General features: G+C 61.9%; 23 protein-coding genes. 9 read left to right on the forward strand and 14 right to left on the reverse strand.

Annotated elements, in window-relative coordinates; genetic code table 11:
- Window positions 1-28: 28 nt before the first annotated feature.
- The gene (locus tag AKI39_RS14555) at window positions 29-1,006 is read right to left on the reverse strand and encodes a Bug family tripartite tricarboxylate transporter substrate binding protein (protein WP_066637340.1); all 978 of its coding nucleotides are present in this window, start codon (window positions 1,004-1,006) and stop codon (window positions 29-31) included.
- 222 nt (window positions 1,007-1,228) lie between these two features.
- On the reverse strand, window positions 1,229-2,479 hold the full coding sequence (locus AKI39_RS14560) for an MFS transporter (RefSeq protein WP_066637342.1): 1,251 nt from the start codon (window positions 2,477-2,479) through the stop codon (window positions 1,229-1,231).
- A gap of 560 nt (window positions 2,480-3,039) precedes the next feature.
- On the opposite strand from AKI39_RS14560, the gene AKI39_RS14565 reads away from it, so the two are divergent.
- Entirely contained in the window at window positions 3,040-4,020 is a 981-nt protein-coding gene (locus AKI39_RS14565) for a Bug family tripartite tricarboxylate transporter substrate binding protein (RefSeq protein WP_066637345.1), read from the forward strand.
- A 1-nt stretch (window position 4,021) separates the two neighbouring features.
- On the opposite strand, the gene hutI is transcribed toward AKI39_RS14565, so the two are convergent.
- Complete coding sequence (gene hutI / locus AKI39_RS14570) at window positions 4,022-5,269, reverse strand: imidazolonepropionase (protein ID WP_066637347.1); 1,248 nt, start codon at window positions 5,267-5,269, stop codon at window positions 4,022-4,024.
- A 131-nt stretch (window positions 5,270-5,400) separates the two neighbouring features.
- On the opposite strand from hutI, the gene hutC reads away from it, so the two are divergent.
- From hutC to AKI39_RS14600, 6 genes are all read left to right on the forward strand, one after another.
- A complete protein-coding gene (gene hutC / locus AKI39_RS14575) occupies window positions 5,401-6,168 on the forward strand; it encodes a histidine utilization repressor (protein ID WP_066637349.1) in 768 nt (255 codons plus the stop codon).
- Window positions 6,165-7,847 (forward strand): urocanate hydratase, encoded by a 1,683-nt coding sequence (gene hutU / locus AKI39_RS14580; protein ID WP_066637358.1) that lies wholly within the window; start codon window positions 6,165-6,167, stop codon window positions 7,845-7,847. Before hutC ends, hutU begins: the two co-directional genes overlap by 4 nt.
- 145 nt (window positions 7,848-7,992) lie before the next feature.
- Window positions 7,993-8,985, forward strand: a complete 993-nt coding sequence (locus AKI39_RS14585; protein ID WP_066637360.1) for a Bug family tripartite tricarboxylate transporter substrate binding protein — start codon at window positions 7,993-7,995, stop codon at window positions 8,983-8,985.
- A gap of 13 nt (window positions 8,986-8,998) precedes the next feature.
- Complete coding sequence (locus AKI39_RS14590; protein ID WP_066637362.1) at window positions 8,999-10,003, forward strand: ornithine cyclodeaminase family protein; 1,005 nt, start codon at window positions 8,999-9,001, stop codon at window positions 10,001-10,003.
- Entirely contained in the window at window positions 10,000-10,830 is an 831-nt protein-coding gene (locus AKI39_RS14595) for a phosphate/phosphite/phosphonate ABC transporter substrate-binding protein (RefSeq protein ID WP_235610654.1), read from the forward strand. Before AKI39_RS14590 ends, AKI39_RS14595 begins: the two co-directional genes overlap by 4 nt.
- Window positions 10,831-11,259: 429 nt before the next feature.
- On the forward strand, window positions 11,260-11,949 hold the full coding sequence (locus AKI39_RS14600) for an SDR family NAD(P)-dependent oxidoreductase (RefSeq protein ID WP_066637364.1): 690 nt from the start codon (window positions 11,260-11,262) through the stop codon (window positions 11,947-11,949).
- An 11-nt stretch (window positions 11,950-11,960) separates the two neighbouring features.
- Here AKI39_RS14600 and AKI39_RS14605 read toward each other — a convergent pair whose 3' ends face one another.
- The 4 genes from AKI39_RS14605 to AKI39_RS14620 all read right to left on the reverse strand — a co-directional run bounded on the left by AKI39_RS14605 (window position 11,961) and on the right by AKI39_RS14620 (window position 16,103).
- A complete protein-coding gene (locus tag AKI39_RS14605; RefSeq protein WP_066637366.1) occupies window positions 11,961-12,842 on the reverse strand; it encodes a polysaccharide deacetylase family protein in 882 nt (293 codons plus the stop codon).
- On the reverse strand, window positions 12,839-13,666 hold the full coding sequence (locus AKI39_RS14610; RefSeq protein WP_066637370.1) for a polysaccharide deacetylase family protein: 828 nt from the start codon (window positions 13,664-13,666) through the stop codon (window positions 12,839-12,841). Before AKI39_RS14610 ends, AKI39_RS14605 begins: the two co-directional genes overlap by 4 nt.
- 16 nt (window positions 13,667-13,682) lie before the next feature.
- The gene (locus tag AKI39_RS14615; RefSeq protein WP_083228858.1) at window positions 13,683-14,738 is read right to left on the reverse strand and encodes a Bug family tripartite tricarboxylate transporter substrate binding protein; all 1,056 of its coding nucleotides are present in this window, start codon (window positions 14,736-14,738) and stop codon (window positions 13,683-13,685) included.
- A 234-nt stretch (window positions 14,739-14,972) separates the two neighbouring features.
- On the reverse strand, window positions 14,973-16,103 hold the full coding sequence (locus AKI39_RS14620; protein ID WP_066637372.1) for a C45 family autoproteolytic acyltransferase/hydolase: 1,131 nt from the start codon (window positions 16,101-16,103) through the stop codon (window positions 14,973-14,975).
- Window positions 16,104-16,224: 121 nt separating this feature from the next.
- Between AKI39_RS14620 and AKI39_RS14625 the strand changes: the two genes are divergently transcribed.
- On the forward strand, window positions 16,225-17,187 hold the full coding sequence (locus tag AKI39_RS14625) for a LysR family transcriptional regulator (RefSeq protein WP_066637374.1): 963 nt from the start codon (window positions 16,225-16,227) through the stop codon (window positions 17,185-17,187).
- Between the two features lie 58 nt (window positions 17,188-17,245).
- Window positions 17,246-17,821, forward strand: a complete 576-nt coding sequence (locus AKI39_RS14630; RefSeq protein WP_145925282.1) for a hypothetical protein — start codon at window positions 17,246-17,248, stop codon at window positions 17,819-17,821.
- A gap of 143 nt (window positions 17,822-17,964) precedes the next feature.
- Here the strand turns inward: AKI39_RS14630 and AKI39_RS14635 are convergent, their stop codons facing one another.
- The 7 genes from AKI39_RS14635 to AKI39_RS14675 form a co-directional block, all read right to left on the reverse strand.
- Window positions 17,965-18,789, reverse strand: coding sequence for a nucleotidyltransferase domain-containing protein (locus AKI39_RS14635; RefSeq protein ID WP_066637378.1), 825 nt, complete (start codon window positions 18,787-18,789; stop codon window positions 17,965-17,967).
- A 93-nt stretch (window positions 18,790-18,882) separates the two neighbouring features.
- Complete coding sequence (locus tag AKI39_RS14640; protein ID WP_145925283.1) at window positions 18,883-19,176, reverse strand: DUF6984 family protein; 294 nt, start codon at window positions 19,174-19,176, stop codon at window positions 18,883-18,885.
- Window positions 19,177-19,695: 519 nt separating this feature from the next.
- Entirely contained in the window at window positions 19,696-20,151 is a 456-nt protein-coding gene (locus AKI39_RS14645; RefSeq protein WP_235610655.1) for a hypothetical protein, read from the reverse strand.
- 129 nt (window positions 20,152-20,280) lie between these two features.
- Window positions 20,281-20,601, reverse strand: a complete 321-nt coding sequence (locus AKI39_RS14650) for a hypothetical protein (RefSeq protein WP_066637391.1) — start codon at window positions 20,599-20,601, stop codon at window positions 20,281-20,283.
- Between the two features lie 1,185 nt (window positions 20,602-21,786).
- Window positions 21,787-22,359: a hypothetical protein gene (locus AKI39_RS14660; protein WP_066637396.1), complete on the reverse strand. Its 573-nt coding sequence runs from the start codon at window positions 22,357-22,359 to the stop codon at window positions 21,787-21,789.
- 277 nt (window positions 22,360-22,636) lie between these two features.
- On the reverse strand, window positions 22,637-22,909 hold the full coding sequence (locus AKI39_RS14665) for a hypothetical protein (RefSeq protein ID WP_066637399.1): 273 nt from the start codon (window positions 22,907-22,909) through the stop codon (window positions 22,637-22,639).
- A 1,307-nt stretch (window positions 22,910-24,216) separates the two neighbouring features.
- Window positions 24,217-24,993 carry a hypothetical protein gene (locus AKI39_RS14675; protein WP_066637408.1) on the reverse strand — a complete coding sequence of 259 codons (777 nt, stop codon included), beginning with the start codon at window positions 24,991-24,993 and terminating at the stop codon, window positions 24,217-24,219.
- Between the last annotated feature and the right edge of the window lie 12 nt (window positions 24,994-25,005).

The following is a 25,005-nucleotide window of genomic DNA, read 5'->3' on the forward strand; positions in this document are numbered from 1 at the left end:
GGAAGCACGCGCCCGCCCTTTGTCGCGATCAATCCACCGTCGCGCCCGAATCCTTCACCGCCTTGCCCCAGGTGCCGATCTCCTTGATCACATAGCTGTGAAACTCGGCCGGCGTCATGTGCATGGCTTCCACGCCCAGCGTCGCCAGTTGTTCCTTGACGTCCGGGGCGTTCAGGATGGCCTGCACCTCCTTGTTCATGCGTTGCGTGATCGCATCCGAAATCCCGGCGGGGCCGAGCAGCCCATACCACGGCTGCGCATCGACGCCCTTGATGCCGGTTTCCGCCAGCGTCGGAACATCCGGCAAGGCCGCCGAACGCTGCGCGCCGGTCACCGCCAGCACCTTCAGGTTGCCGGCCTTCACCTGCTGCATGATGGGCAAGGGGTTTTCGAATGCCAGGGGCACCTGCCCGCCGACCAGGTCGTTCAGCAGCGGACCGGATCCCTTGTACGGGATATGGCGGATCTTGGTGCCCGCGGCGGTGTTGAACATCTCGCCGATGATGTGCTGCGGTGTGCCGGAGCCCGCCGAGCCGAAGACCAGGTCGCCCGTCTTGCCCTTGGCGATGATGTCCTGGATGGAGTTGAGCCCGGACTTGGCATTGACGGCCACCACGAAGCTGGTGCGCGCCAGCGGCACCACCTCCGTGAAGTCCTTGGCGGGGTCGTAGGGCAGCTTCTTGTACAGCGTGCCCGCGATCACGATGGGACCGCTGGCGGCCAGCAGAAAGGTGTAGCCGTCCGGCTTGGCCTTGGCGACATAGGCCGTGCCGATATTGCCGCCCGCGCCCGCGCGGTTTTCGACGATGATGGTCTGGCCCAGCTTGTCGTGCAGGCGGGTGGCCAGCAGCCGAGCGAGCACATCGGTGGTGCCGCCAGGCGCATAGGGCGACACCAGGGTAATCGATTTGTCCGGCCACGCATCCGCGGCCTGGGCAGCGGGAACGGCGGTGACCGCCGCGACGGCGAATAGCGCGGCAAAGCAACGGTTGAGAGCACAGCGCATGAATTTGTCTCCTTGGTTTTTTAATAACGCGATCACGTTGGATCGGGTCCGGATCGAAGTGCCGAACAGGGAGAATAAGCCAAGCGCAAGGATTGCGGGTAGCCCGCACCGTTGATCTTTTATTGCGCAAGCGCGACTTCGCGGGCATCCCCGCTGACTTTGCGTGTGACTCGAATCAAACCAGCAGCGTATCGCGCGGCAGCCTGACAAAAAGCTGATCGATCAACGCTGCCCGCGAGCGCGACGCACACGCACGGCGCGGTTGTACAAAGCACCCAGCGCCATCAACAGGCTGGTGCCCAGGAACACCGAGCGCATGCCGAAATGGCCGCCGACAAAACCGCCGGCCAGCGGGCCCACGACCTGCCCCACGTATTGAGCAGAGGTCGAATAGCCCAGCATGCCACCCGCCACGCGCTCCGGTACGTTATGACGGATCACGCTGGCGATACAGGGCAGCAAGCCGCCCAGCGACAGGCCCATCAGGAAACGCAGCGCGACCAGTTGCCAGCTCGATGTGATGAAGGCCTGCGGGATCAACAACAGGGCGGACACCAGCAGACAGCCGATGATCACATTCCAATGGCCGAGCCGATCGGCAAGGCGCCCCAGGCGCGATGCGGACAGGATGCTGCCCAGCGCCGTGGCGGACATCACCAGGCCCGACACCATGGTGACGTTGTGCGGCTCGGCGAACTGCGCGACGTACACCGTGATGATGGGCTCGATGGACATATTGGCCAGCATCAGCAGCGCGCCGGTGAACAGCATCGCCATCAGCGGCCCCTTGTCCGGCACGGCGGCCAGCCCGCCACGGGGCTTGTCCGCCGTCTTGTGCACCTTGGGACGACGCTCTTCCTTGATCAGGAAAGTCGTCACCAGGAAGGCGACGAAAATCAGCGCGCCCGATGCCAGGAAAGTCGCCCGTATGCCGATCAGCGGCGGTAGCGCGCCACCGATCAGTGGCCCGGCCAGGTTGCCCGCCATGATGCCCGACGAGAGCACGCCCAGCGCCCAACCGGTGCGCTGTTTGGGCGTCTGCGTGGCCACCAGCACCATGGACCCGGACGCGTAGCCGCCCAGCAGGCCGGCCAACAGGCGCAGTCCCACCAATTGATAGACGTTGCCGGCCATGCCGATCAACGACATGGCGATGGACATGCCCAGGCTGGCACGGATCAGCATCAGCTTGCGGCCGTAGCGGTCCGCCAGGCGGCCCCACAGCGGTGCCGTCAAGGCCGCGGTGAAGAACGTGGCGCCGAAGGCGACGCCGGACCATTGCACGATGGCCGCGTGGTCCTTCACCCCAAGTTGCTCTACGTAGAGCGGCAGGAACGGCAACAGCAGCGTCATGCCGACGATGGTGGTGAAGGAGCCGAACACGCATACCGCCAGATTGCGCATCCAATGGACCGAACCCTGTTCCAGGGTCGCCGTGTCGGCATGGGATGGCGTGGCGCTGGAAATCGTCATGGTGGTGAAGACACTGCTTGGGAAGGGCCTGCTTGCAAGAGCTGCGTACTATACGACCGCCATATATGCGCTACCAGCCGACCGACCGTACCCTGATATTGGGCACCGGCATCGCGGATACTGGAATCCGAAGCACCAGGATAAACGCGGTAGGTCCGGCCGGCCGAACTCAAGGTGCAGTACGCCGAAGCCGCGGTTGGCCGGCGACTGTGTTTCGACACCGGTCACCCGAAGACTTCGGCCACCGAAAACTGGGCATCCCAACGCAGCAAGCTTCGCTATGCTGAACAGAGCCTGAATCCGCAAACGTCGGGATTCCGCTCATGTCTTGAAACAGGCACAATCGCGGCAGGGAGATCGTTCACCGCAAGACGGCGCCGCCGATCCATCTGGCAGGACAAGAGCTGAATGCAGCACGACAAGTCGCGGAACGCAGCGGAACAAGCAGCGGAACGCGGCAAAACAAACGATGGAACGCTGCAGTGCGAGCGGCGCACCGCAGCACACCTGTCCAGGCAAGCCGGCACGCCCGCATAACGAGAAAAGACAGAGAGATCATCATGAAACAAGCATTCCTGCGCCGCGGTGCCGGCGTCGTGCTCGCCTTGTCCGCCTGCCTGGCCGGTGGCGCCTCCATGGCCGCGAACTGGCCCGAGCATCCCATCACCTTCGTCGCGCCGTTCAGTCCCGGCGGCGGCATCGACCTGGCGGCGCGCCTGGTCGCCAAGTCCGTCAGCGAACAGCTGCACCAGGCCGTCATCGTGGAAAACCGGCCCGGCGCGGGCGGCGCGATTGGCGCGGCCCACGTGGCGCACAGCACGCCGGATGGCTATACCTTCCTGGTGGGCGGCAACAGCGTGATCACCAACAGCCTGATCCGCCCCAACCAGCCGTACAAGGACGAAGAGCTGACACCGGTCGTACTGATGACCGTCACGCCCTCGGTCATCGTCACCAGCGGCGCCAACCCGGCCAACGACCTGAAGGAATTCCTGGACAACGCCAAGAAGAACCACAAGGGCCGCATCACCTTCTCCACGGCGGGCAACGGCAGCGCGCCGCAGTTCGTCGCGGAAATGCTGCGTGAAGCCACGGGGCTGGACGTCGAACCGATCACTTACAAGAGCGGCGGCGAAGGCGTCACGGCCGTGGTGGCCGGCCAGGTTGACGCGACCTCGGAAGCCAGTGTCGCCACCCTGCCCCTGATCAACGGCGGCAAGCTCAAGGGCCTGGCGATTACCGGCGACAAGCGCATGACGAGTGCGCCCAACATTCCGACCACGGCGGAACAAGGCCTGCCCACGCTGCGCATCGTGCACTGGGCCGGGCTGCTGGCGCCCACCGGCACGCCGGACGACATCCTGGACAAGATGAACGCCGCGGTCAACGCGGCGCTGAAGACGCCGGAAGTCCAGCAGGCGCTACAGCGCAGCAGCCAGGACGCCGGCGGCGGCACGCGCGCGTCGTTCGAGAAGTTCACCAAGGACGAACGCGCCCGCCTGGGACAGATCGTCAAGACAGGCCATATGCAGACGGACTGAGCTACACCCCGCGCCGCAGGATGCGCGCGGGGACGTGCATGCCGTGGCTGTAGCACAGCTCGGCCAGCGCGGGCACCTGCCAGAAGACCAGGTCCGCCCACTTGCCGGGTGCCAGGCTGCCGGCCTCGTCCTGCAGGCCCAGGGCCTGCGCGGCGGCGTGGGTGACGCCGTTCAGCGCCTCGGCCGGCGTCAGGCGAAATAGCGTGCACGCCATGTTTAGCATCAGCAGCAGGGACGTGAAGGGCGAGGTGCCGGGGTTGCAGTCGGTGGCGACGGCGATGGGCACGCCGTGCCGGCGCAGCAGATCCACCGGCGGCACCCGCGTATCGCGCAGGAAATAGAAGGCACCGGGCAATAGCACCGCGACGGTACCCGCGGCCGCCATGGCGCGCGCACCCGCTTCATCCAGGTGTTCCAGGTGGTCCGCCGACAAGGCACGGTAGCGTGCGCCCAGCGCGGCCGCGCCGCACAGGTTCAGCTGTTCGGCATGCACTTTGACCGGCAGGCCCAGCGCCGCCGCGGCGCGATAGACGCGTTCGGCCTGCGCGGCGTCGAAGCCTATGCTTTCGTGGAAGACGTCGACGGCGTCGGCCAAGCCCAGGCGCGCCGCTTCGGGCAGCACTTGCGTGCACACGAAATCGATGTAGTCGTCCGCCCGGCCGGCGTATTCCGGGGGCAGCGCGTGCGCGCCCAGGAAGGTGGTGCGCACCGTCACGGGCAGACGATGGCCCAGCGCGCGCGCCGCGCGCAGCATGGCCAGCTCCGTGTCGCGGTCCAGCCCATACCCTGACTTGATCTCCACCGTGGTCACGCCTTCGCGCAACAGCGCGCGCAAGCGGGGCAGCGCCTGCGCGATCAACCCTTCTTCGCCAGCCTGGCGCGTCGCGCGCACCGTCGACACGATGCCGCCGCCGGCGCGCGCGATGTCTTCATAGGACGCGCCGTTCAAGCGCATTTCGAATTCCGCGGCGCGCGTACCGGCGTACACAAGGTGGGTATGGCAATCGATCAGGCCTGGCGTGACCCAGGCGTCTTCGGCGTCGATCACGCGGCCCCGGCGCCCCTGCCCATCCGTCCACGCGGCAGCGGGTGCGTCCGCGCGCCGGCCTATCCAGGCGATGCGCCCGTCGCGCACCGCGATCGCGTCCGCGCCGTCCACCACGCCATAGGGCGCGGCCGTTCCCGGATCGAAGCTGGCAATCCTAGCGTTGACGATGAGGGCGGCGGCGCCCTGCGGTTCATTGTCCATGACAGCGCATCCCATGTCGGTACTCGGGTTTTCCATAGGCGCATCGTACTTGCCTATACTTGTATATTCAAGTTAGAGTTTGCCCCATGTTCCCACGTCCGCGCGCACCGCGCGGCTGCCTACAGGATGCCATGCCTTCCGTTTCCCGCGAGCTCCCGCTCCCGCCCTACGCCCGTATCAAGCAGCACATCGTCGAGCAGATCGAAGCCGGCGAATGGACCGTGAATGACCAGGTCCCTTCGGAAAACCAGCTGGCCGCGCAGTTCGAGGTGTCGCGCATGACGGCGCGCCGCGCCATCCTGGAGCTGACCCAGGAAGGCATCCTGGTGCGCAGCCAGGGCCTGGGCACTTTCGTGGCAGAGCAGAAGCCCGCCCTGCCCGTGCTGGAGGTGCGCAACATCGCGGAAGAGATTGCCCAGCGCGGCCATCGCTATTCGAATCGCATCCTGCAGCTGGAGCGCGCCACCGCGCCGGAAGGCATCGCGACCGCGCTCGCCCTGTCGATCGACAAATCGGTCTACCACTCGCTGATCCTGCACCTGGACAACGAGGTGCCCGTGCAGTTGGAGGAGCGCTACGTCAATCCCCGCGTGGCGCCGGACTACATCGAACAGGACTTCAGCTCCGAAACGCCCAATGTCTACCTGAGCCGGGTCGCGCCACTGACGGCCGTGGAGCACACCATCGAAGCGATTCTTCCCGACACGCGCGTGGCCGACTGGCTGGGGCTGAAAACCCCGCAAGCCTGCCTGCAGGTACTGCGCCGCACCTGGTCCGGCGCAGACGTCGTCACCTTTGCCCGCCTGATTCACCCCGGCGACCGCTACCGCCTGACGGGACACGCCGTCATGTCCACGCGCCCCGCCCCCGCCAAGACTTCCGGAGACCACGCATCATGAACCCAACCCAAACTTCCCGCCTGGATCCATCGCGCTCGATCCGCGCGCCACGCGGCAACGCGCTGACCTGCAAGAACTGGCTGATCGAAGCCGCCTACCGCATGATCCAGAACAACCTGGATGCGGAAGTCGCGGAACACCCGGAGCAACTCGTGGTGTACGGCGGCATCGGCCGCGCCGCGCGCGACTGGCCTTCCTACGACAAAATCCTGGAGGTGCTGCGCCGCCTGCAGCCTGACGAAACCCTGCTGATCCAGTCCGGCAAGCCGGTGGGCGTGTTCAAGACGCATGCGGATGCGCCGCGGGTGCTGCTGGCCAACTCGAACCTGGTGCCGCACTGGGCCACCTGGGAGCACTTCCACGAGCTGGACCGCAAGGGCCTGATGATGTACGGCCAGATGACCGCGGGCAGCTGGATCTACATCGGCTCGCAGGGCATCGTACAGGGCACCTACGAGACTTTCTACGCCATCGCCGACCGCCATTTCGGCGGCGACCCCAAGGGACGCTGGATCCTGACCGCCGGCCTGGGCGGCATGGGAGGCGCGCAGCCGCTGGCCGCGACCATGGCCGGCTTCAGCATGATCGCCGTCGAATGCGACGAATCGCGCATCGATTTCCGCCTGCGCACGCGCTACATCGACGTCAAGGCGAAGTCGCTGGACGAAGCGCTGGCCCTGCTGGAAGACGCGAAAAAACAGGGGCGCGCGGTGTCCATCGGCTTGCTGGGCAACGCCGCGGACGTGCTGCCCGAAATGGTCAAGCGCGGCATCACGCCGGACTGCGTCACCGACCAGACCTCCGCGCACGATCCCCTGAACGGCTACCTGCCGCAAGGCTGGACCATGGATGAATGGCGCGCGCGCCGCACGTCCGAGCCCGATGCCGTGGTGCGCGCCGCCAAGCAGTCCATGGCTGGCCACGTGCGTGCCATGCTGGCCTTGCAGGCGCGCGGCGCCGCGACGCTGGACTACGGCAACAACATCCGCCAGATGGCTTTGGAAATGGGCGTCGACAACGCCTTCGATTTCCCCGGCTTCGTACCGGCCTACATCCGCCCGCTGTTCTGCGAGGGCATCGGGCCTTTCCGCTGGGTGGCGCTGTCGGGCGATCCGGAAGACATCTACAAGACCGATGCCAAGGTCAAGGAACTGATCCCGCACGACAAGCACCTGCACAACTGGCTGGACATGGCGCGCGAGCGCATCGCCTTCCAGGGCCTGCCGGCGCGCATTTGCTGGGTGGGCGTGCGCGACCGCGCGCGACTGGGCCTTGCCTTCAACGAAATGGTGCGCACCGGCGAACTGAGCGCACCCATCGTCATCGGCCGCGACCACCTGGATTCCGGCTCGGTAGCCAGCCCCAACCGGGAAACCGAATCCATGCGCGATGGCTCGGACGCCGTCTCGGATTGGCCGCTGCTGAACGCCTTGCTGAACACCGCGGGCGGCGCGACCTGGGTATCACTGCATCACGGCGGCGGCGTCGGCATGGGATTCTCGCAACATGCGGGCGTGGTCATCGTCTGCGACGGCACCGAAGAGGCCGCGCGGCGCATTGGCCGCGTCCTGCACAACGACCCGGCCACGGGTGTCATGCGGCACGCCGACGCGGGCTATGACGAAGCCATCGCCTGCGCCCGCGACGCCGGACTGGACCTGCCCATGCTGGGCCGCTGACCGCACGATGGTGGCCGACTAAAAGGCGCGGCCGTATCCGGGATCCGGCGCAATAGCCGGCCCGCGCGGCGGCGCCCAAGCATACACACCGCTTCCATGCGGAGCGGCATTACGCAGCCGTAGCCATATATACAAGGGGAATACCATGAAATTGTCTTTCCACCTGCGCCTGGCGGCCGCCGCCGCCAGCGCCTTCATCGCGGCCGCGTCCGCGCCGGTGCACGCGGCCGACGGGGCCTATCCGTCCAAGCCCGTGACCGTCATCGTGCCTTTCGGCGCCGGCGGGGTGGCCGACGCGATCCCGCGCATCGTCGGGCAGAAGCTGAACGAAATGTGGGGCGTGCCGGTCATCATCGAGAATCGTCCGGGCGCATCCGGCAACCTGGGCATGGCACAGGTTGCGCGGGCCGCGCCCGACGGCTACACGCTGGGCCTGGCGCCGGCCGGCAACCTGACCGTCAATCCCCTGCTCTATACCAACCTGAATTTCGATACCGCGCACGCCTTCGCCCCCATCACCCTGCTGGCGACGTCGCCCAACATCCTGGTGGTGAACCCGGCCTTGCCTGCCAAGGATTTCAAGTCCTTCATCGAATACGCCAAGAGCAAGCCGGGCAAATTGAATTTCGCATCGCCGGGCGCGGGCAGCGGCGCGCACCTGGCCGGCGAACTGCTGAACCAGTCGGCCGACATCAGCGCCATGCACATTCCGTACAACGGCATGGCGCCGGCGGTCACCGACGTCGTGGCCGGCAACGTGGACATGATGTTCGCCGGCGTGTCCAGCGTGCTGCCCTTCATCCGCGGCGGCAAGCTGCGCGCGCTGGCCATCGCCGGACCGCACCGCCTGCAGCAACTGCCCGACGTGCCCACGGTGGCCGAAAGCGGCTACCCCGGCTTCGACGTGACGTCGTGGTACGGCCTGGTGGCCCCCGCGAGCACGCCGCCCGCTGTCCTGGACAAACTGCAGCGCGACATCGCCACGGTGCTGAAGGATCCCACCGTGCGCCAGAAATTCGAAGACCAGGGCGTGGAGCCCGCCAGCACCACCACGCAAGAATTCGCCGCCATGATTCAGAACGAGTCGCGCAAATGGGCCGACATCGTCAAGAAGGCCGGCATCAAGCCTATTCAATGAGACCGGAGACATCATGCAGTCCATCGACATTACCTATCTGAACGGGCCCGACGTGAAGGCCTTGGACATCACCGATGCGGAGATCCTGGCCGCGGTGGAAGGCGCGCTGCGCGCCCAGGGCCAGGGCAAGACCGTGATCGAGCCGCGCGTGCACCTGATTCCGGAATCCTCGGACAAGGGCCATTTCAACGTGCTGCGCGGCTATATCGAACCGCTGCACGTGGCGGGCGTAAAGGTCGTCAGCGACTTCGTCGACAACTACAAGGTCGGCCTGCCGTCGGAAATGGCGCTGCTGAACCTGTTCGATCCGGTCACGGGCAAGCCGCTGGCCATCGTCGACGCAACCGCCATCACCGACATGCGCACGGGCGCCGTTACCGCGCTGGGCGCCAAGCACCTGGCGCGCCGGGGCAGCAAGATCCTGGGCCATATCGGCGCGCGGGGCACGTCCTATTGGAACGTGCGGCTGCTGGACAGCATCTTCGACTTCGACGAAATCCGCGTCCATTCGCGCCGGCCGGAAAGCCGCCAGGCCTTCAGCGATCGGCTGTCGCGCGACCTGGGCAAGCCGGTCAAGGTGGTGGAAGACTGGGAATCCTGCGTGCGCGGCGCCGACATCGTCGTCGAGGCCTCGCGCCTGCCCGAGCCCACCCCGCTGCTGAAGACGGAATGGATCAAGCCGGGCGCGCTGGTCATGCCCTACGGCACCATGAGCGCCGTCGAGCTGTCGCTGACGGACATCATGAGCAAGGTGGTGGTGGACGACTGGGGCCAATGCCGCAAGGGCCTGCCTTTCGGCGCACTGCGCGCCCACGTGGACAGCGACCGCATCACCCAGGAAAACCTGCATGCGGAGCTCGGCCAGATCGTCGCCGGGCTGAAGCCGGGTCGCGAACGCGAGGACGAGACCATCCTGTTCTGGCATCGCGGCCTGTCCACCACCGACATCGCCCTGGGCCAGGCCATGCTGGACAAGGCGCGCCGCCTGGGCATCGGGCAGACCCTGAAGTTCGCATGACCGCCATGCCGGCCGCGTCGCTGATCACGTCCACCCGGATGTACGACGCCGCGCCGGCGGCGCGTGCCGCCTGGCAGGCGCTGCTGCGCGAAGCGCATCGGCGTGCGGGGTTGCGGGTGGACTTCATCGAACACGGCTGGCCCATGCCTATCGGCGAACTATGGACCCGGCCGGGCCTGTGCGGCGCCTTCATGTGCGGCTGGCCCTACGCGCGTGCCCGGCGCGACGGCCATGCCTACACCCCCGTCGCGGCCGTCGTGCCGGATTGGCCCTCCTATGGCGGGCAGGCACGCTATCGCAGCGAATTCCTGGCGCGGGCGGATTCGGGGTGGACGCGGCTGGAAGACGGGCTGGGCAACCGCTACGGCTGGATGGTGCGCGATTCCCAATCGGGATGGAACGCGCCGCGGCGGATGCTGGCGCCCTACGCGCGTCGGCGCGGCGGACGGCTTTTCCTGGAAAGCAAAGGCCCCTACGGCAATCCGCGCGGGCTGCTGCGGGCATTGCGCGACAGGGAAATCGACCTGACCGCGGTGGACGGCTGGTATCTGGACCTGCTGCGCGCGCATGATCCCGTTGCCCTGGACGGCATACACACCGTGGCCTGGACGGCATGGACGCCCAATCCGCTGCTGGTCAGCGGCCCCGATGTCGATGCCGGGGTATCGGCGCGACTCTCGCAGGCGCTGCTGGCCATGCACCAGGATGCGGCGGCGTGCGAGCTGTTGCGCCGCGCGCATGTCGCGCGTTTCCTTCCCGTGGATCCGCGCGACTACGATGCGTTGCTGGACGACGGCGACGCCGCAGACTATCCGGATATCGCTTAGCGGCGGCCGATGTCGCCGCGAATGCAGGCGCGATGTGGTCGCCAAAGGAAGCGCGATGTCCCCGCGAACGCAGCCACGATCTCACCGCGATTTGCAGCCACAGGATGAAAAAAGCGGCCGCCGGGCGGCCGCTAGCCTTTGCGTAAGGGTCGAAGCATCATCTCGTTTTACCGAACGGATCGCCGGCTTGCGCTTCCACCCCCGTTCGCAACGTCCGCTAAATAACGTGGAACAACCACAACAGGATAATGATCGGGATGGGGATTCCCAACAGCCATAGCAGGATGCCTCGCATGGCGCTCTCCTTTCTCGATTGCCCGCTACGTATGGCGAGCTTCGGCTGCCAGGGAGCAAACCCCGTGCCCACTGTCGGGCAGGCCGGTCTCGCCGGCGGCAACGACCGGGCGGTCTTCAACCAGGGGTATCTACATGGCCGGACAGAAAACCGTTCTTATCGTGGGCGCCTCGCGCGGCCTGGGGCTGGCGCTGGCCCAGGAATACTGCGACAAGGACTGGCACGTCATCGCCACGGTGCGCAGCCAGTCCGCCCAGTTGGAAGCCCTGCGCGAGCGCAATCCCTGCTCGCTGGAGATCCATCCCGTCGACATCGTCGACGTCCAGTCGGTGCGCGATCTGCGTGCCCGCCTGGACGGCCGCAGGCTGGACACCCTGTTCGTCAACGCCGGCATCTGCAAGGCCAACGAGCTGACGCCGCTGCAGGTGGACGAACAAGACTTCATCGATATGATGCTGACAAACGCGCTAAGCCCCATGCGCGTGATCGAGCTCTTTGCCGACACGGTGGCGTCCGATGGCGTCATCGCCGTCATGTCTTCCGACCTGGGCAGCATCACCTGGAACCAGGGCTGGTGGGAACTGTATAGCGCCAGCAAGGCGGCGCTGAACATGTTGATGAAGGCCTACGCAGCGCGGCACCCGGCGAACACGCGCGCGCTGCTGCTGGTCGCGCCGGGCTGGGTACGCACCGATATGGGCGGCCAGAATGCCGAGCTGGACGTATCGGAAAGTATTCCGCTGGTGGTGGATATGGTGCAGCGGCACGCGGGCAAGCCAGGGCTGCGCTTCACCAATCGCCATGGTGAAACGCTGCCCTGGTAAGGCCCGCGACGCTACAGCGGCCGGATCGCCAGATCGCCGCGATACACCGTCTTCGATAAGGTCTCGGCGTGGGCGCGGTGGGGGTCGGGCTCCGGCGCCAGGTTCAACGATAGCGTGTGTTCGGCCAGCTGCTGGCAGGTCATGAAACGCACGCCGCCCAGCTGCTTGATCTCCGCCAGCACCGTGTCCAGCACGGCGATGCGCGCGGCCCGCGTCGAACCGAAGTCGCCGCGCAGGTTCAGGGTGATGGGGATCAGCGTACCTTCCGCGTGCATGGCCGCGATCTCGTCGCGCCAGATCGCCAGCAGGCGTGCATGCGTATGCCGGGCCGAGTAAATCGGCGCATCGTCCAGGGCGAAGGTGGACGGCAGCTCCACCACTTTCTTGCCGCCCGACAGGCCGAACACATAGGGATGATCGGCGTCCTGGAAGCTGGCGTCGTAGATGAAGCCCAAGTCCGCCAGGTGATCCAGCGTCCGGGACGACAGCTCGCCCCCCGGCGCGCGGAACCCCAGGGGCGCCACGCCCGCGACGTCGGCAAGGATATCCCGGGCGGTCTTGAGTACCTGCGGCTCCTGCTCACCCAGCGTCGCGAAGTTCTCCAGGTCCACGCCGCGGGCGCCGATCTCGTGGCCATTCGCGACCAGTTCGCGGATCAGCCCGGGATGGCGCCGGGCGTCGGTGCCCGGCACAAAGAACGTCGCCGGCACATCGTGCTTCTTGAACAGGTCGATCAGGCGCGGAAAGCCGGCGCGCACCGCATAGCGGCCATACGAATAGCGGCCGAACATGCGCTCGGTCGGCACTTCCTTCAGGTCGAAGGATTCGGCGTCGAAGTTCACGGTCAGCAAGACCACCGCGCGCGCGCCATCGGGCCAGGTATACGTGGTCATGGGAACGACACCTCTTCAAGATTGCTGCTGTTTTCCAGGCACCATTTCGCGAAGGCACCCGCCTCCATGAACTGCACGCCGTCGTGGCCCCTCATATAGGCGATCAGGTCCGACAAGGCCTTGGTGCGCGAGGGCGTGCCCGAACCCCAGCCGGCGCGTGGATGCAGCGACATCACGAAGAAGCGGTCGCCGCCGTAGATGGCGTCGAACTCGGCCTTCCACTGCCCCAGCACTTCCGACGGCGGCGTATAGCTGAACTTGTAGAACGGGAAGTCGTCCAGGCTGTAGGTGTTGTTCGGCAGCTCCACGATGACATCGTCCTTGCCCTTGCCGAAACGCAGCCGGTACGGCCGGTCGTAATCCTTGTCGCTGGAATCGTACAGATAGCCCAGCGACTTCAGCACCGTCATCGTCTTGTCGCTCTTGCGGCCGGACGGCGAACGCCACCCTAGCACCGGCTTCTTGATGATGTCGCGCAGGATGCCGTCGGTCTTGCGCAGCAGCGCTTCTTCTTCGGCCGCCTCCAGCTCCCAGGCCTCGTGCAGGTAGCCGTGCGCCGCCACCTCGAAGCCGTTGCGATCGATGTCTTCGATCGTGCCGGGATGGCGCTCGGCGTCATAGCCCGGGATGAAGAACGTGGCCTTCACGCCGTGGCGCGCCAGCATTTCCATGTGGCGCGGCACGCCGCAGCGCGCGGAATAGTTGCCCCAGGAATGCTTGCCCAGCGGGGCGATGCCCCGCCCCACCTCATGGCTGGGGCCGTCGAAATCGATGCCGATCAACACGACGCAGCGCATCGCGTCGGGAAATGTGGTTTGTCTCATCCTTGGTCCTTTGCCGTCAGTCCAGCTTGATGTTCGATTCCCGCACGACGGTACCCCATTTCTTGCGCTCGTTCTCCAGGAACTTGGCGTACTCCGCGGGCGGCATCGCGGCGATATCGAAGGATCGCGCGCGCATGGTGGCCTGGAAGTCCGGCGATGCGTAGACTTTCTCGATGGCCTTGTACAGCGTATCCACCGCGGCCTTGGGCATGCCCGCCGGCCCGAACAGGCCCACCCAGCCGACCGCGCTGAAGCCGGGGTAGCCGGATTCCGCGATGGTGGGCACATTGGGCAGCACGGCATTGCGCTTGAGCGCCGTCGTGGCGATGGGGCGCACCTTGCCCGCCTGGATATTGCCGATCTGCGTGCCGACCAAGTCCAGCATGTAGTCCAGCCGGCCAGCCAGCAGGTCCGTCGTCGCCTGCCCCGCGCCGTTGTACGGCACCGCGCCGGCCTTGATGCCCGCATCGCGGTTGAACTTCTCCACCGCCAGGTGCGAGGAACTGCCCACCGTGGTCACGCCGTAGTTCAGCTTGCCCGGGTTGGCCTTGGCCGCGTCGACCAGCTCTTTCAGCGTATGGACCTTGGAGGATTCCGGCACGACGACGACATTGTCGAAGGTGGCCAGCAGCGTGATCGGCGTGAAATCCTTCACGGGGTCGTAGGGCAGCTTGGAATACAGGAACTGGTTGGCGCCGTGCGTGCCGGTAGAGCCGACCAGCAGCGTATAGCCGTCCGGCTTGGATTGGGCCACGAAGGCCGCGCCGATATTGCCGCCCGCGCCGGGCCGGTTCTCCACGACCACCGTCTGGCCCAGCACCTTGCCCATTTCCTGGGCGATGATGCGGGCCTGGATGTCCGTGCCGCCGCCGGCGCCGAAGGGCACGATCAGGCGGATGGGGTGGGAGGGATATTTATCCGCGCCCTGTGCGGATGCGATGCCCGGTACGGCGATGGCGGCGATGGTGGCAGCCGTGGCCGCCACGGTCACGGCCACGGCCGCCATGGCGCGGGCGCCCTTGCCCGCGAAAATGCCGCCGCGCGGCCGGTAGAGTTTGAACGCCCTCTTCATGGCTTCTTCCCTTGTGATGTTTTAAAAACCCCGGTTCATGCCGGTTCGATCTGCTGCCTGCTTTCGATGCAGGCAACTCTTGCGAGGTGCTGGCTACTTCCGGTGCTGCGACCCATACGACGTGCTACCTACTTCCGGTGCTGCGACCTATACGGTGTCGTATCTACTTACGGGGCCGCGACCCATACGATGTGCTATCTACTTCCGGGTACTGCGGCTTATACGATGTACTGCCTACTTCCGCTGCCGCAGCTCATACTTCGTGAATGTAGGATCCAGCGCCGGCAGGTTCGCCACTTCCATCACCCCCCGCGCCGGCTGCATCACCACCGTGGAGACGGTCGCGCTGCGCGTGTCCCGCCCGAAATCCCCGCGCGGCGGACGGCACACCGACCACGGCGACTGGAAATCATCCAGCAGCGCCTGCTTCACCGACTCCACCGTTATGCGGCCGACATCCGGCGCCAGCAGCTCACGCACGCGCTGCTCGCGATACAGCGTGCATGGCGAGAATGCGATGCCCGTGTCCTTCAGCTTGGACAAGGCGATCGGGCTCAGCCAATGATTGGAGTGCACCAGCAAGCCGTTCTGCGGCAGAACCTGGAAGGTCTCATCCGGCGCGCATTCGAAATTGATGGCGATGCCTTCGTGATGGCAGACGGCCATATTGTTCGACCCGGTCTTCGGCGTCGCATACACCGTATGCAGCGCCCAGGCCAGATAAGGGCTTTCCAAAGCCTTGCGGCGGATCATGGGCAGCGGCACGCCGATCTGCCGGTAATCGCGGTCGGATTCCAGGTTGTTGCCCGTAATCGAAATCCCCGCCGAATTGAACCCGGAGCGGGCCAGCATGCCGGCTTCGGTAAAGGTCAGGATGTCTGGGCCGTCTTCCCTCAGGATGCGCAGCACCACGCCCGTTTCCGAGCATTCCTCCTTCCAGTCCCAGTTCTGCGCGTGAATCAGCTGACCGTCGGCGGTCGCCTCGCGCATCACCTTTACAGAGGTGCAGCCGTCGTTGGTCTCGCCCAGCAGCCGCGCTCGTAATTCCGGCTTGAACGCCAGCTTCATCACTTCCGTGCGGGCGTTCAACAGGAAGATATCCTCGAAGCGCACGCCGGCGCCTTCCGCGATGCCCTGCATCTCCGTCAGGTAGTTCTCGTCGAACTTGCGGACGGCGGGGATATAGCTGTGGATGATCTTGTCGATCTCGGCACGCTCCAGCTTCCAGCGGGTGGCCTGCTCGCTGTAGTGCTCGATGGAACGGGCGATGCGCTTCCTGGCCTGCTCGCCGTAGGATCTGCCGCGCTCCAGCGGCGCGCCGGTAATCTCGTACAGCGGGAACGGCGTCACATGCGGGCTGCTCATCGGTTCTCTCCATCACATCCCGAGTCCAGGGAAGAGGAAAATCCTAAGCCGCCGTGCCCATAACATCAAATTATTTATCTGGAATCTATAATGCTTTTTTTGGTATGGATACCGGACGGCCGTGGAACTGGATACGCTGCGCAAGGTCAACCTGAACCTGCTGACCGTGTTTGAACTGCTGATGGAAACGCGCAGCGCCACCGAAACGGCGGCGCGGCTGCATACGACGCAGCCGGGCATCAGCAGGAAGCTGGCGGAACTGCGTCGCCTGCTGGCGGATCCCCTTTTCGTCCTGGTGCGGCGCCAACTGGTGCCCACCCCACGCGCCCTGGAGATCCGCCCTATCGTCCGCGAGGCCCTGGCGGCGATAGGCGGCATCATGGAAGACGGCGGCGCCTTCGATCCCTTGAAGTCATCGCGCACCTTCCGCATCGCGGCGCGCCACACCATTGAATGGATGCTGGCGCCCGGCCTGCGCAGCTATTGCGACGGGCATGCGCCGATGGTGCGATTCAGCTTCGTCAATATGCAGGGCGTGGCCCTACCGGAAAAGCAGCTGGAGGATCATTCCATCGATATCGCGCTGGGGCGTTTCGAGGACGTGAGCGGGCGATTCCGCACCCTGCCCTTGTTCGATGATGACCGGGTGTGCCTGATGCGGCAGGGCCATCCAGCCGCGCGCAAACGGCTGACGCCGGCGAACTTCTGCAAGCTGCGGTTCGTGACCACCACGGATATGTTCGGCAAGGACAACGAGGTGGATACTTGGCTGCACAAGGCGGGGTATCAGCGGCAGTTCGATCTATATGTGTCCAGCATGAGCCATGTACCGCTGATCCTGCTGCAGACGGATTTGGCGGTGACCATGCCCCGCAAACTGGCGACGTACGTGGCGCAGTTTCATCCGCTGAGTGTCGTGGAGCTGGGATTCAAACTGCCCAGTTCGCACTACAACATGGTCTGGCACGCCAGGTGGGATGACGTGCCCTCACATCGGTGGATGCGCGATGTCGTAAGCGGTTTGATGACGGATCAGGCGTTTCGGGCTAACCACACGGTGGAGGCCGCACACGGGACACGTTGATTAAGTTTTCAGAGCAGGTGCCGTAATACGGACTCCGGCCGCATAGATCCAAGACGATATGAGTACGCGCATTGTCACTGGCATCGCTCTGATCACGTTTGTTCTTTTGTTGGCAGGCTGCCAAAGCGCCAATGTCCAGTCCAGCTACGATCCTTCAACCGATGCGCGGGTCCGTATCTCGATGGTTTCGAAATGGTGGAAGGTCTGGTTCAATCGTTCCTGCTATCCCGTGTCCTTCGACCCAAATATCGACAAACTGGACACAGCCTATCGCTGGGACTTCGCCCCCAACAAAACGGTCGGCATGCCGCCAGGAATGCGCAGCCCGTATGACGAATACATCGTCCGCGCAGGTATGCCCATCACCCTGGGCATCGACCTTGGCGGAGTCAAGGGCTACGTCGCGCCCATTAACGGGGGCGACGTGGTTGAGCGACATCTCTATATCAAGGACTTCGTCTATATGACGATGAATCCCGGGACCGACTACGAGGTATTCCTGGATGGCAACGGCAAGATTGTCGTGCAGGTTCTTACCACTGTGGATGGAAAACCCCATACCGAAAGGCTAGATCTGCCCAGAGCACCGGAATGCCCCAAATACGTCCCGAAGAAACGCAAATTCGACGACTGAGCCGGCAAAGCGAGCGAGCCCGTGTGAGGTACGGTCCGGGCAAATTACCACCAATCGCAGCATCGGCACGAGGCTCGAGGGGTGCTTTGAAGCCCTGCCACTTCTTTAAAGACGCCACCTCGGCTGAAAGGCGCCTGTATAAATCAGCATGCCCAATATATGTCATCGCTTGTTGGGCTCATACCCCAGACTTCCTTTAGCACCTGTCGAAACAGTGTGGATAGCGCCGACTCAACGTCGCCGCGCCCATTGCGGAATGTAGCGATCGTGTCCAGCCGCTGTAGATCGCGCTCAATAAACAATTGGATCAAGGCCACTCTTGGCGACAGTCCCATTTCGGGCCAAGTGCGCTTTACATCGAGGAGGTCGTCAATCGCCTGCTGTAGCTCCGGCTCGCCCTCCACGACACAGCGCAGTTTGTCGAACTCTATCGGCGCCGGCGTACCGAACCGCTCGATCCATCGCACTGCCAGCAGCGGGCGCAGCACGTAGAAGTACTTCTTCAGCGGGACCATTTCCGCCTGCAAGTAGGCGCGGTAGTTGGTTTTAGCCATGCTCCGGTAGTGGTAGATGCCGCTTTCCAACGAATACACCCGCGGCAATAGCTGCAGCGCCCGCTCATGGAAAGTTCCCATGCTCTCGTAAACGATAGGGGACTGAATCCATTCCACAAATCCGGGATTGGATTTCCAGAAAAGCCGTAGAGCCTTACGCAGATCCCATCCATTGATGTCGATCTCGTCCAAGATCGGAAATTCTATTACATCGCGCTGCTCCTCCAGGCCTACCGACAGATACCACTCAGGTCGATGAACATAGATAAAGCGGGCGTCGTAGTCGCTGTTCGGCGACGCAAACCCCCAGGCCCGGCTGCCTGACTCTACGGCTAGAATCACCTTGACCTGATGCTCTTCCTCCGCACCACGCAGGCGGGCTCTTACTTCATTCTGAACAGTGCTAGGGATCATTTTTGAAGCGTCACAATAAAGCTCTTTCCCGTATCACCGAGAATAGGCAGCGTACGTCAAGACGTGCCGTCCGCCTAGCGGAGTATCACGTTATCAGCCTACGGCTGAAAACTTCTTCAGCGGTGAAAAATCGACCTTCCACATATCAAGTTCGAACAGGTCGCCCTGCTTGTCCACGTTAACCGCCACAGAAATCTCCACTCCATCGCTATCCAGGAAGGTCTGCTCAGCAACGATCCAGCCGAAGTGCCGCTCTGTATGCTCACCGGGCCAGACTATGCGCAGACTGCCCATTCCGCCGTCTTCCATTTCCTCGACGAACGCCCTCGTTAGGGATTCGGCCCATCTCTCCTCACCGTCCTTCCCCCGAATAAGCGCCAAAATCATGCCTCTCTCGGGATCCGTCATCTTCCGCACCATATCTCATCGCCTCCGTGGGCAAGGGGCCGAAGTCCGCCCAATTAGCGCCCGACAAGTGCGGGTATGCCAATAAGCCGGCCGGCTGCATCCGTCACGAAAATTTCAAGACTTGGATAGCGTCCGCATACGCTTGGGACTTGCCACCGGAAACGGCCGTGTTGCTTTACTGAAGGCTTTATCCACCGCCTACATAAGCGGTGACCAAAACCCTTTAAACGGGACCTGAGGAGCAACCAGCCGCCACACGTGACCCGACGCTTTGCAAAGATACCAATATTCCTCAAGCCCATAGATCAAGTCAGGGCTAGGCTGTACAACGGTAACTTGTTGAACGTCCCCACTATCGATTTGCGCGGTCAACCACGTACAAAAGCGTCGGTACTCACCGGGGGATTGGAACTCATTAATTACTTCCCAATTACACGGGTTCATTGCCGTATTCGAGGCGGTCTCCGCCAAACTTTTACAAAGCACGGTCTTATTCCCCTATCTCAGCAGATGGATGCGACGGAGCGCCTCTTCTTCAGACCAAAAATCGTGCGGGAAGACCTCAGGCGCTGGAAGGCCAACATATGACACTAGCTGCCCCATCTCGATTTCGTATGCCCCGTGGATATGCCACTTTCCCGACGGCGGCAAAATGAGGTATTCGTCAGTATAAGCTGCAACATAGGTAACACCTTCAAGGTGACCAGGCTCACATCTCAGACCAGAGAGGTACTGACGCTCCGTCATTTCGACGGAAAGCTCGATCACGGGAAACAGGCCAAAATTAGCGTAAAAGTCGAACCGGGTATCCTTCGCACGGTAAAGATCGTAAAAATAGATAACCGTATCGCCGCTCAGGTGGGCCAGTTGAGTTAGATACTGCCAGAACCCGCCTACGGCGAACTCCAGCCAATCAAAATATCGCCGCGACACTCCTTCCGATAAACGGGGCAACTGCCATTGCTCCGCAACTTCAGCGGTCTGAGTTAGCCTTCTATATAGTTGGACGTCCGATATGTACCCCATTATCGATCTCTTAATTAATTGGAGTGATCACCACCACTGGAAGGTGGCCGCTGTACTTCATGCGGCAAACGGTCTGTCTCGGACTGAATGACTAAAAAAGATGCGGAAATCGGGATCGTCGTCGCCAATCCCGTTCAAGCGATGCCTGAGATTAACGACCCATACCGCCCCCTCGAAAAAAGGCAGCTCTCCGGCCAACATAGCCTGGGTTAGCGCGACAAGCTGCCTCCGTCCCTCAGAATCGTCGAACAGGTAGGCACTTTCAAGGCTTTCAGCACCATCTTTAATCTGCTCCGGTACCGAACGGCTGCCGTTGACCGCCGCTGCAGAATCCACTACCAAACCCCCGAGGTGAGTCAAATCGTGTACAGCACGCATACTGAAATATACCGCGGGTGACAATTGCCATCCGACCCTATACTCGTCGCCGCAAAGAGGTCAACATTGCGGCGAAGTCTTCTGAGGATTCCACTGACATAGTAGGGTCATCGTAAAGCTCTATGTCATCGCTCAGCCATCGTTCGGTGGGGCGTTTCGCATGAAACTTCACGACTACACTTGACTCATTACCGCCAACAATGGCGACCAATGAGGACGTATACGTCCAGGTGCGCCACCCGGAAAACACACGCGAGATAAACTGGACGGCTTGAGCCAACGGGGCCTGGTCGTCATAGTCCTCGATATGAATCGAATTGACGAAACATTCGTATCCAGTGCAGTCGATAAAACTGGACCGAGAAACGTTGGTTGCCTTTCGTAAAAGCGCAGCGAGGAAATAGCACCCTGCCCTAACATCGAAGCCCTCATCGATTATAGCGGTCAGAGCAGGATGGATTTGCGGAAGGACTGCCACCGCGCCTAGCAATTCCTTCATCGGTGCATTACATTCCATTATCTAGCTCCAAGGTACATATTAAGTCCCTTCTAAATAGCGGCATTGAAGCGGGGGTTATTGATTAATTTTTTAACTGAGTTCGGCGCAAATCGGTGGAAGCCGTTGCCCAGGACTTTCTGGCGTAGCGATACTAGTCTGGCCTGCCGCGGGCGTAGCAATAGGACCAGTCGACTCGATAGGCCCGCCGCTGCCATAACCGGGCAGTGGATCCGAGAACCCGCCACCCAATACAAACTTCGTGAGCGCTTGTGTGCCCAGAGAGGAAACATAGTCCATCTCCTCCAACGCCGGGTGCAGGGAAGAGGAAAATCAACCCGAGCACCGCGCTTGATCCCTGCCGCTTGCGTCACTTTCGCCATACCGCCATACGACTCCTTCTTGCTTTCGAGATCTCCAACTCTCTTAGCCTTGATGTCGGCGGGTAGCGCAATGGGCAGGAAACATACGGGTCCGCCGTGGCTGCTCAGTACCGGTGCACCCGGGAACCTTGTTGATCTTCCGGTCGTACAGCCCGCCAACAGGGCGACGATCGTCAATCCAGTCAAACCAGTTCAGTAGTACACGTGCTTGCTCTCCCCGTTATTGGGGCGAACGTTACTTCAATTCATCGGGCGCCCGTGTTTTGCATACGGACGGGCCGCTTGCCCATCAGCGCGCTGGCTTGTTCAAACACCAGTCCCGGCAAGCACAATGTGCGACATGCCCTGCGTTCCGAGCAGTTCGACAAGCTCGATCAACGCGTCCGGCGGCGCGGTGCCCAGATCGCCCATCAGGGTCCAAAGCTCTTTGTGTTGCGGATGCTGCTCGACTTGGTAGAAATGATGCACCGCCCCGGTCAGCCCGGAGTGCGCCGCCGACCCGGTATCCTCGACATCCATCCAGCGTGTTATCCAGTCGTCGATCTGAGCCATGTCGGTCGGCGGCTTGTCGAAAATGAGCTGAATGTCGGACCAAGCGAACGGATGGATATCAAGCCTGAATGCCCCGCAGTCGTAGCAGATCGTCTGGTAGCCAGGATCGGGCCCCTGATGGACCAGATGCAGCCTCATTTTCCCGTCCGCCCCTTCGGACATAAGGTCAGGCCGGATATAGCGATACGGATAAGGCTCTTCATTCTTCAGGGCTATCAGCGGCTCGCTTTGGATGTCAGGTTGCTTTTCTTCGAGTATCGCCTTGGAGCCGGTGAAAAAATCCACGTACCGCTGAAATTCTCGCCGAATAACTTCTTCGATTTTCATGGTTTGGGCGACTGAAAGTTCAGGTGCATGATTATCACGATAGTTTCGTCAAGCACGTTCGTACAGGTCGGAGTCCAACCTTCAGGGTTTAGTTCATAGCAGCGTACACCCCGTCTTTGCGACAGCCCTTGGTTCACCGCGAAACTGACTTGCAGGCGACGAACGCACATTGCCCTTATTGCTTGCTTTGCACCGACGCTATTAACCTCAACCGTTGCGATCGTCAGAGTCTCCTTTTGGCGTCGAGCTAAAGCCATCTTAAGGCATACCGCGGGACTTACGTCTTGATGGATATTAGGTAGTCAGGACCAAGCTCGTGTTGCAGCTGACCCGCCAGCTGAACGCCTTGCGCCTTGAAAGCCGCCGCCGCTTCCGAAGTCTTAAAACCGGAGTTGGCTGGGTCCGCCATATTCAACGTCTCATCAAACGCGCGGGCCCAATCGGCGAGCTTTCGCTTTAATTGATCAGAGATGGGAAGCATATTCGGGTCGATATCACCATATGCGCCTGGGGACATGTCCCAGAGAGGATGACATTGATAGTCTGCCATTACTTTTATCGCCTTCATTTTGAAGTCCCCCGTGGATTTGCCCCCACGATAAATCCATTACCCAGCGTAATTGCGATCCGTTGTGATTCACCATTTACGGTGACCTCATAAATCGGTCGGCCAGAGCCCGACCCTTGGTAGCCGACGATATTTCCTTGAGTGCCAGCTTGCATAACCACCCCTTGTGAATTGATCCTGTACTAAGTGGTGCTCAGATGATCCATCCCACAAATGGCTATAAGACACATGGAGCACGTTGTTTGGCAGTAAGCCGCAGCGGCAGGGCCAATGTGCCTAGCGTACTAAGACGCCACTAACGTCCCGTCGTCCCCAATCCAAATCACCGCGGGAATGCTATAAAAATAAATATTCAAGTCTATGTCGTTCTCGTCCCGGGCGTTGGAGGGCCAGCGTTCCCGTAGAAAGCAAATAATCGATGCTGCTGAATCCCTCCAATGTGCTTCGCTGTCCTGGATGGTAAGACGGGGATGCGGATGCTGTGGCAAGATGTAGCAATCCGCGCCTGGAGCAATAAACTTTATACGCGCCTCCTCTAACAAAGTTTGTACCATCCAAAAAAACGCTTCTTTGTGCTCTTCGAAGGAAAGTGCCGGATTCCACGATTTAATGGCGTAAAACAGACTGGTGATCCATAATCCAAACGAGTCTGCGATTATTTCGTCTACATGCTTTATTCGGCCCACGGCTGGCGTCACTTTAAAAATTAATTAATGGACATTAGACGTCGATTTCGCGTATGAAGCCGGCATCTCCCGCAAATATGGTTGTGTCAACGACGCCCGGACGAAAGACCACACAACTAACCGGAATATTGAATAAAAGGCAGTCGTCCAGATTCGTATCATAATATGATGGTCCTTGAAATCGCTCGACGTCGCCCTCAGTGGCATCGAACCTATAAGCGGTTACGGGAGCGCTGGCGAGCAAGTCGCACACTCGCGCAACATAGAACGAGCAGGAGCGTTGCGACCGGAAGGCGTTCGCCAGTCGGCGGGCGTCATCGCCGAATATTGATTTGTCGTCGATCCTAGACACACGCCAGCGGCGCCGGGCCACTTCAACGTCGTCAAGCATTCCGTCCGACCGCAAGAGCCTGCGTAGGTCGAGTAGGAACTCGTCCGGAACGTGCATGCTGTCTTTCCTCGGCTCAGGACTGTCCATTCGCTAGCCTCCCAATATGCAGCTGCGAGAAATGGTTCCAAGATTGGGGTGCCCATAATGCGCCCAGACCAATAGACTTGACGCAACGAAGCGGCACTTCACTTCGCACTTCCCTGCGCGCTCATTCATTCTAGGAACTCAAATACCGGCGTGCGGTAGACATGGTCAACGCTGGCGGCAGGGTCATAGAAAATATTGTCGTCCAGATGTTCCTTGACACGCTGACGCACATCCTCAACCCCCACGTAGTCGTAATGAACATCGAAGAGGGATTCGGTAAGTTGGAGATAGACGAAATGTTCCGATAGCTGCTCCACCCTATACGCTGGCGCGGTCAACAGCGTTTCTAGACCAAATAACCGTATATACGCCGGGCCAAAAATCTGAGCCCACACTACATCCGGCAAGCAGCGCCTCAACTTATGGGTAAACATGAACATGGGGCCATTACTGGGCGCGAGACCGTTTTGCCGCGCCGCGTCCCTATAGCCTTCTGACGGGCTATCGCAGAACATATACTCAGCCTCATACCGGATCGCGGTACGCTGCAGGTACGTTAACAACTCCGCTACTTGGTCATTACTGTTGTAGCGGAAAAACAGAGCATGGTTCGCATGTTCTATTTCTAAGTTATGCCGAACTATTTTTTTTGTGATTTCGCCCCAGCCCGTCGGCCGGGACCTGCGCCTCCACAATATACTTCGCTCGCGCCCGGCCATCACCTCTCTGATTTCCGGAATATCCATTTGCTTGTTTATTGGCTCTGAAAACCCCCAGGTCTCGGGCCTACAGGCGGGAAACCCCTCAAGAAAACTTGAGGCGAACCCCGCGAATTCCTCACCTGTCGACAGAGGCCGACGGAGCAAAATCGTGCTATCTACATTTACGCTCTTAAGTTTCATTTTGAACTCATA

It is taken from the genome of Bordetella sp. H567, from assembly GCF_001704295.1.
Lineage (GTDB): Bacteria > Pseudomonadota > Gammaproteobacteria > Burkholderiales > Burkholderiaceae_B > Bordetella_C.

Coding starts and splice junctions, on each gene's coding strand:
- AKI39_RS14595 (WP_235610654.1), top strand. CDS start 10,000: ATGACCGCCATGCCGGCCGCGTCGCTGATCACGTCCACCCGGATGTAC.
- hutC (WP_066637349.1), top strand. CDS start 5,401: ATGCCTTCCGTTTCCCGCGAGCTCCCGCTCCCGCCCTACGCCCGTATC.
- hutI (WP_066637347.1), bottom strand. CDS start 5,269: ATGGACAATGAACCGCAGGGCGCCGCCGCCCTCATCGTCAACGCTAGG.
- AKI39_RS14660 (WP_066637396.1), bottom strand. CDS start 22,359: ATGAAAATCGAAGAAGTTATTCGGCGAGAATTTCAGCGGTACGTGGAT.
- AKI39_RS14555 (WP_066637340.1), bottom strand. CDS start 1,006: ATGCGCTGTGCTCTCAACCGTTGCTTTGCCGCGCTATTCGCCGTCGCG.
- AKI39_RS14610 (WP_066637370.1), bottom strand. CDS start 13,666: ATGAGACAAACCACATTTCCCGACGCGATGCGCTGCGTCGTGTTGATC.
- AKI39_RS14560 (WP_066637342.1), bottom strand. CDS start 2,479: ATGACGATTTCCAGCGCCACGCCATCCCATGCCGACACGGCGACCCTG.
- AKI39_RS14585 (WP_066637360.1), top strand. CDS start 7,993: ATGAAATTGTCTTTCCACCTGCGCCTGGCGGCCGCCGCCGCCAGCGCC.
- hutU (WP_066637358.1), top strand. CDS start 6,165: ATGAACCCAACCCAAACTTCCCGCCTGGATCCATCGCGCTCGATCCGC.
- AKI39_RS14650 (WP_066637391.1), bottom strand. CDS start 20,601: ATGCGTGCTGTACACGATTTGACTCACCTCGGGGGTTTGGTAGTGGAT.
- AKI39_RS14605 (WP_066637366.1), bottom strand. CDS start 12,842: ATGACCACGTATACCTGGCCCGATGGCGCGCGCGCGGTGGTCTTGCTG.
- AKI39_RS14665 (WP_066637399.1), bottom strand. CDS start 22,909: ATGGCAGACTATCAATGTCATCCTCTCTGGGACATGTCCCCAGGCGCA.
- AKI39_RS14640 (WP_145925283.1), bottom strand. CDS start 19,176: ATGATTTTGGCGCTTATTCGGGGGAAGGACGGTGAGGAGAGATGGGCC.
- AKI39_RS14635 (WP_066637378.1), bottom strand. CDS start 18,789: ATGATCCCTAGCACTGTTCAGAATGAAGTAAGAGCCCGCCTGCGTGGT.
- AKI39_RS14600 (WP_066637364.1), top strand. CDS start 11,260: ATGGCCGGACAGAAAACCGTTCTTATCGTGGGCGCCTCGCGCGGCCTG.
- AKI39_RS14565 (WP_066637345.1), top strand. CDS start 3,040: ATGAAACAAGCATTCCTGCGCCGCGGTGCCGGCGTCGTGCTCGCCTTG.
- AKI39_RS14615 (WP_083228858.1), bottom strand. CDS start 14,738: ATGAAGAGGGCGTTCAAACTCTACCGGCCGCGCGGCGGCATTTTCGCG.
- AKI39_RS14620 (WP_066637372.1), bottom strand. CDS start 16,103: ATGAGCAGCCCGCATGTGACGCCGTTCCCGCTGTACGAGATTACCGGC.
- AKI39_RS14590 (WP_066637362.1), top strand. CDS start 8,999: ATGCAGTCCATCGACATTACCTATCTGAACGGGCCCGACGTGAAGGCC.
- AKI39_RS14675 (WP_066637408.1), bottom strand. CDS start 24,993: ATGAAACTTAAGAGCGTAAATGTAGATAGCACGATTTTGCTCCGTCGG.
- AKI39_RS14630 (WP_145925282.1), top strand. CDS start 17,246: ATGAGTACGCGCATTGTCACTGGCATCGCTCTGATCACGTTTGTTCTT.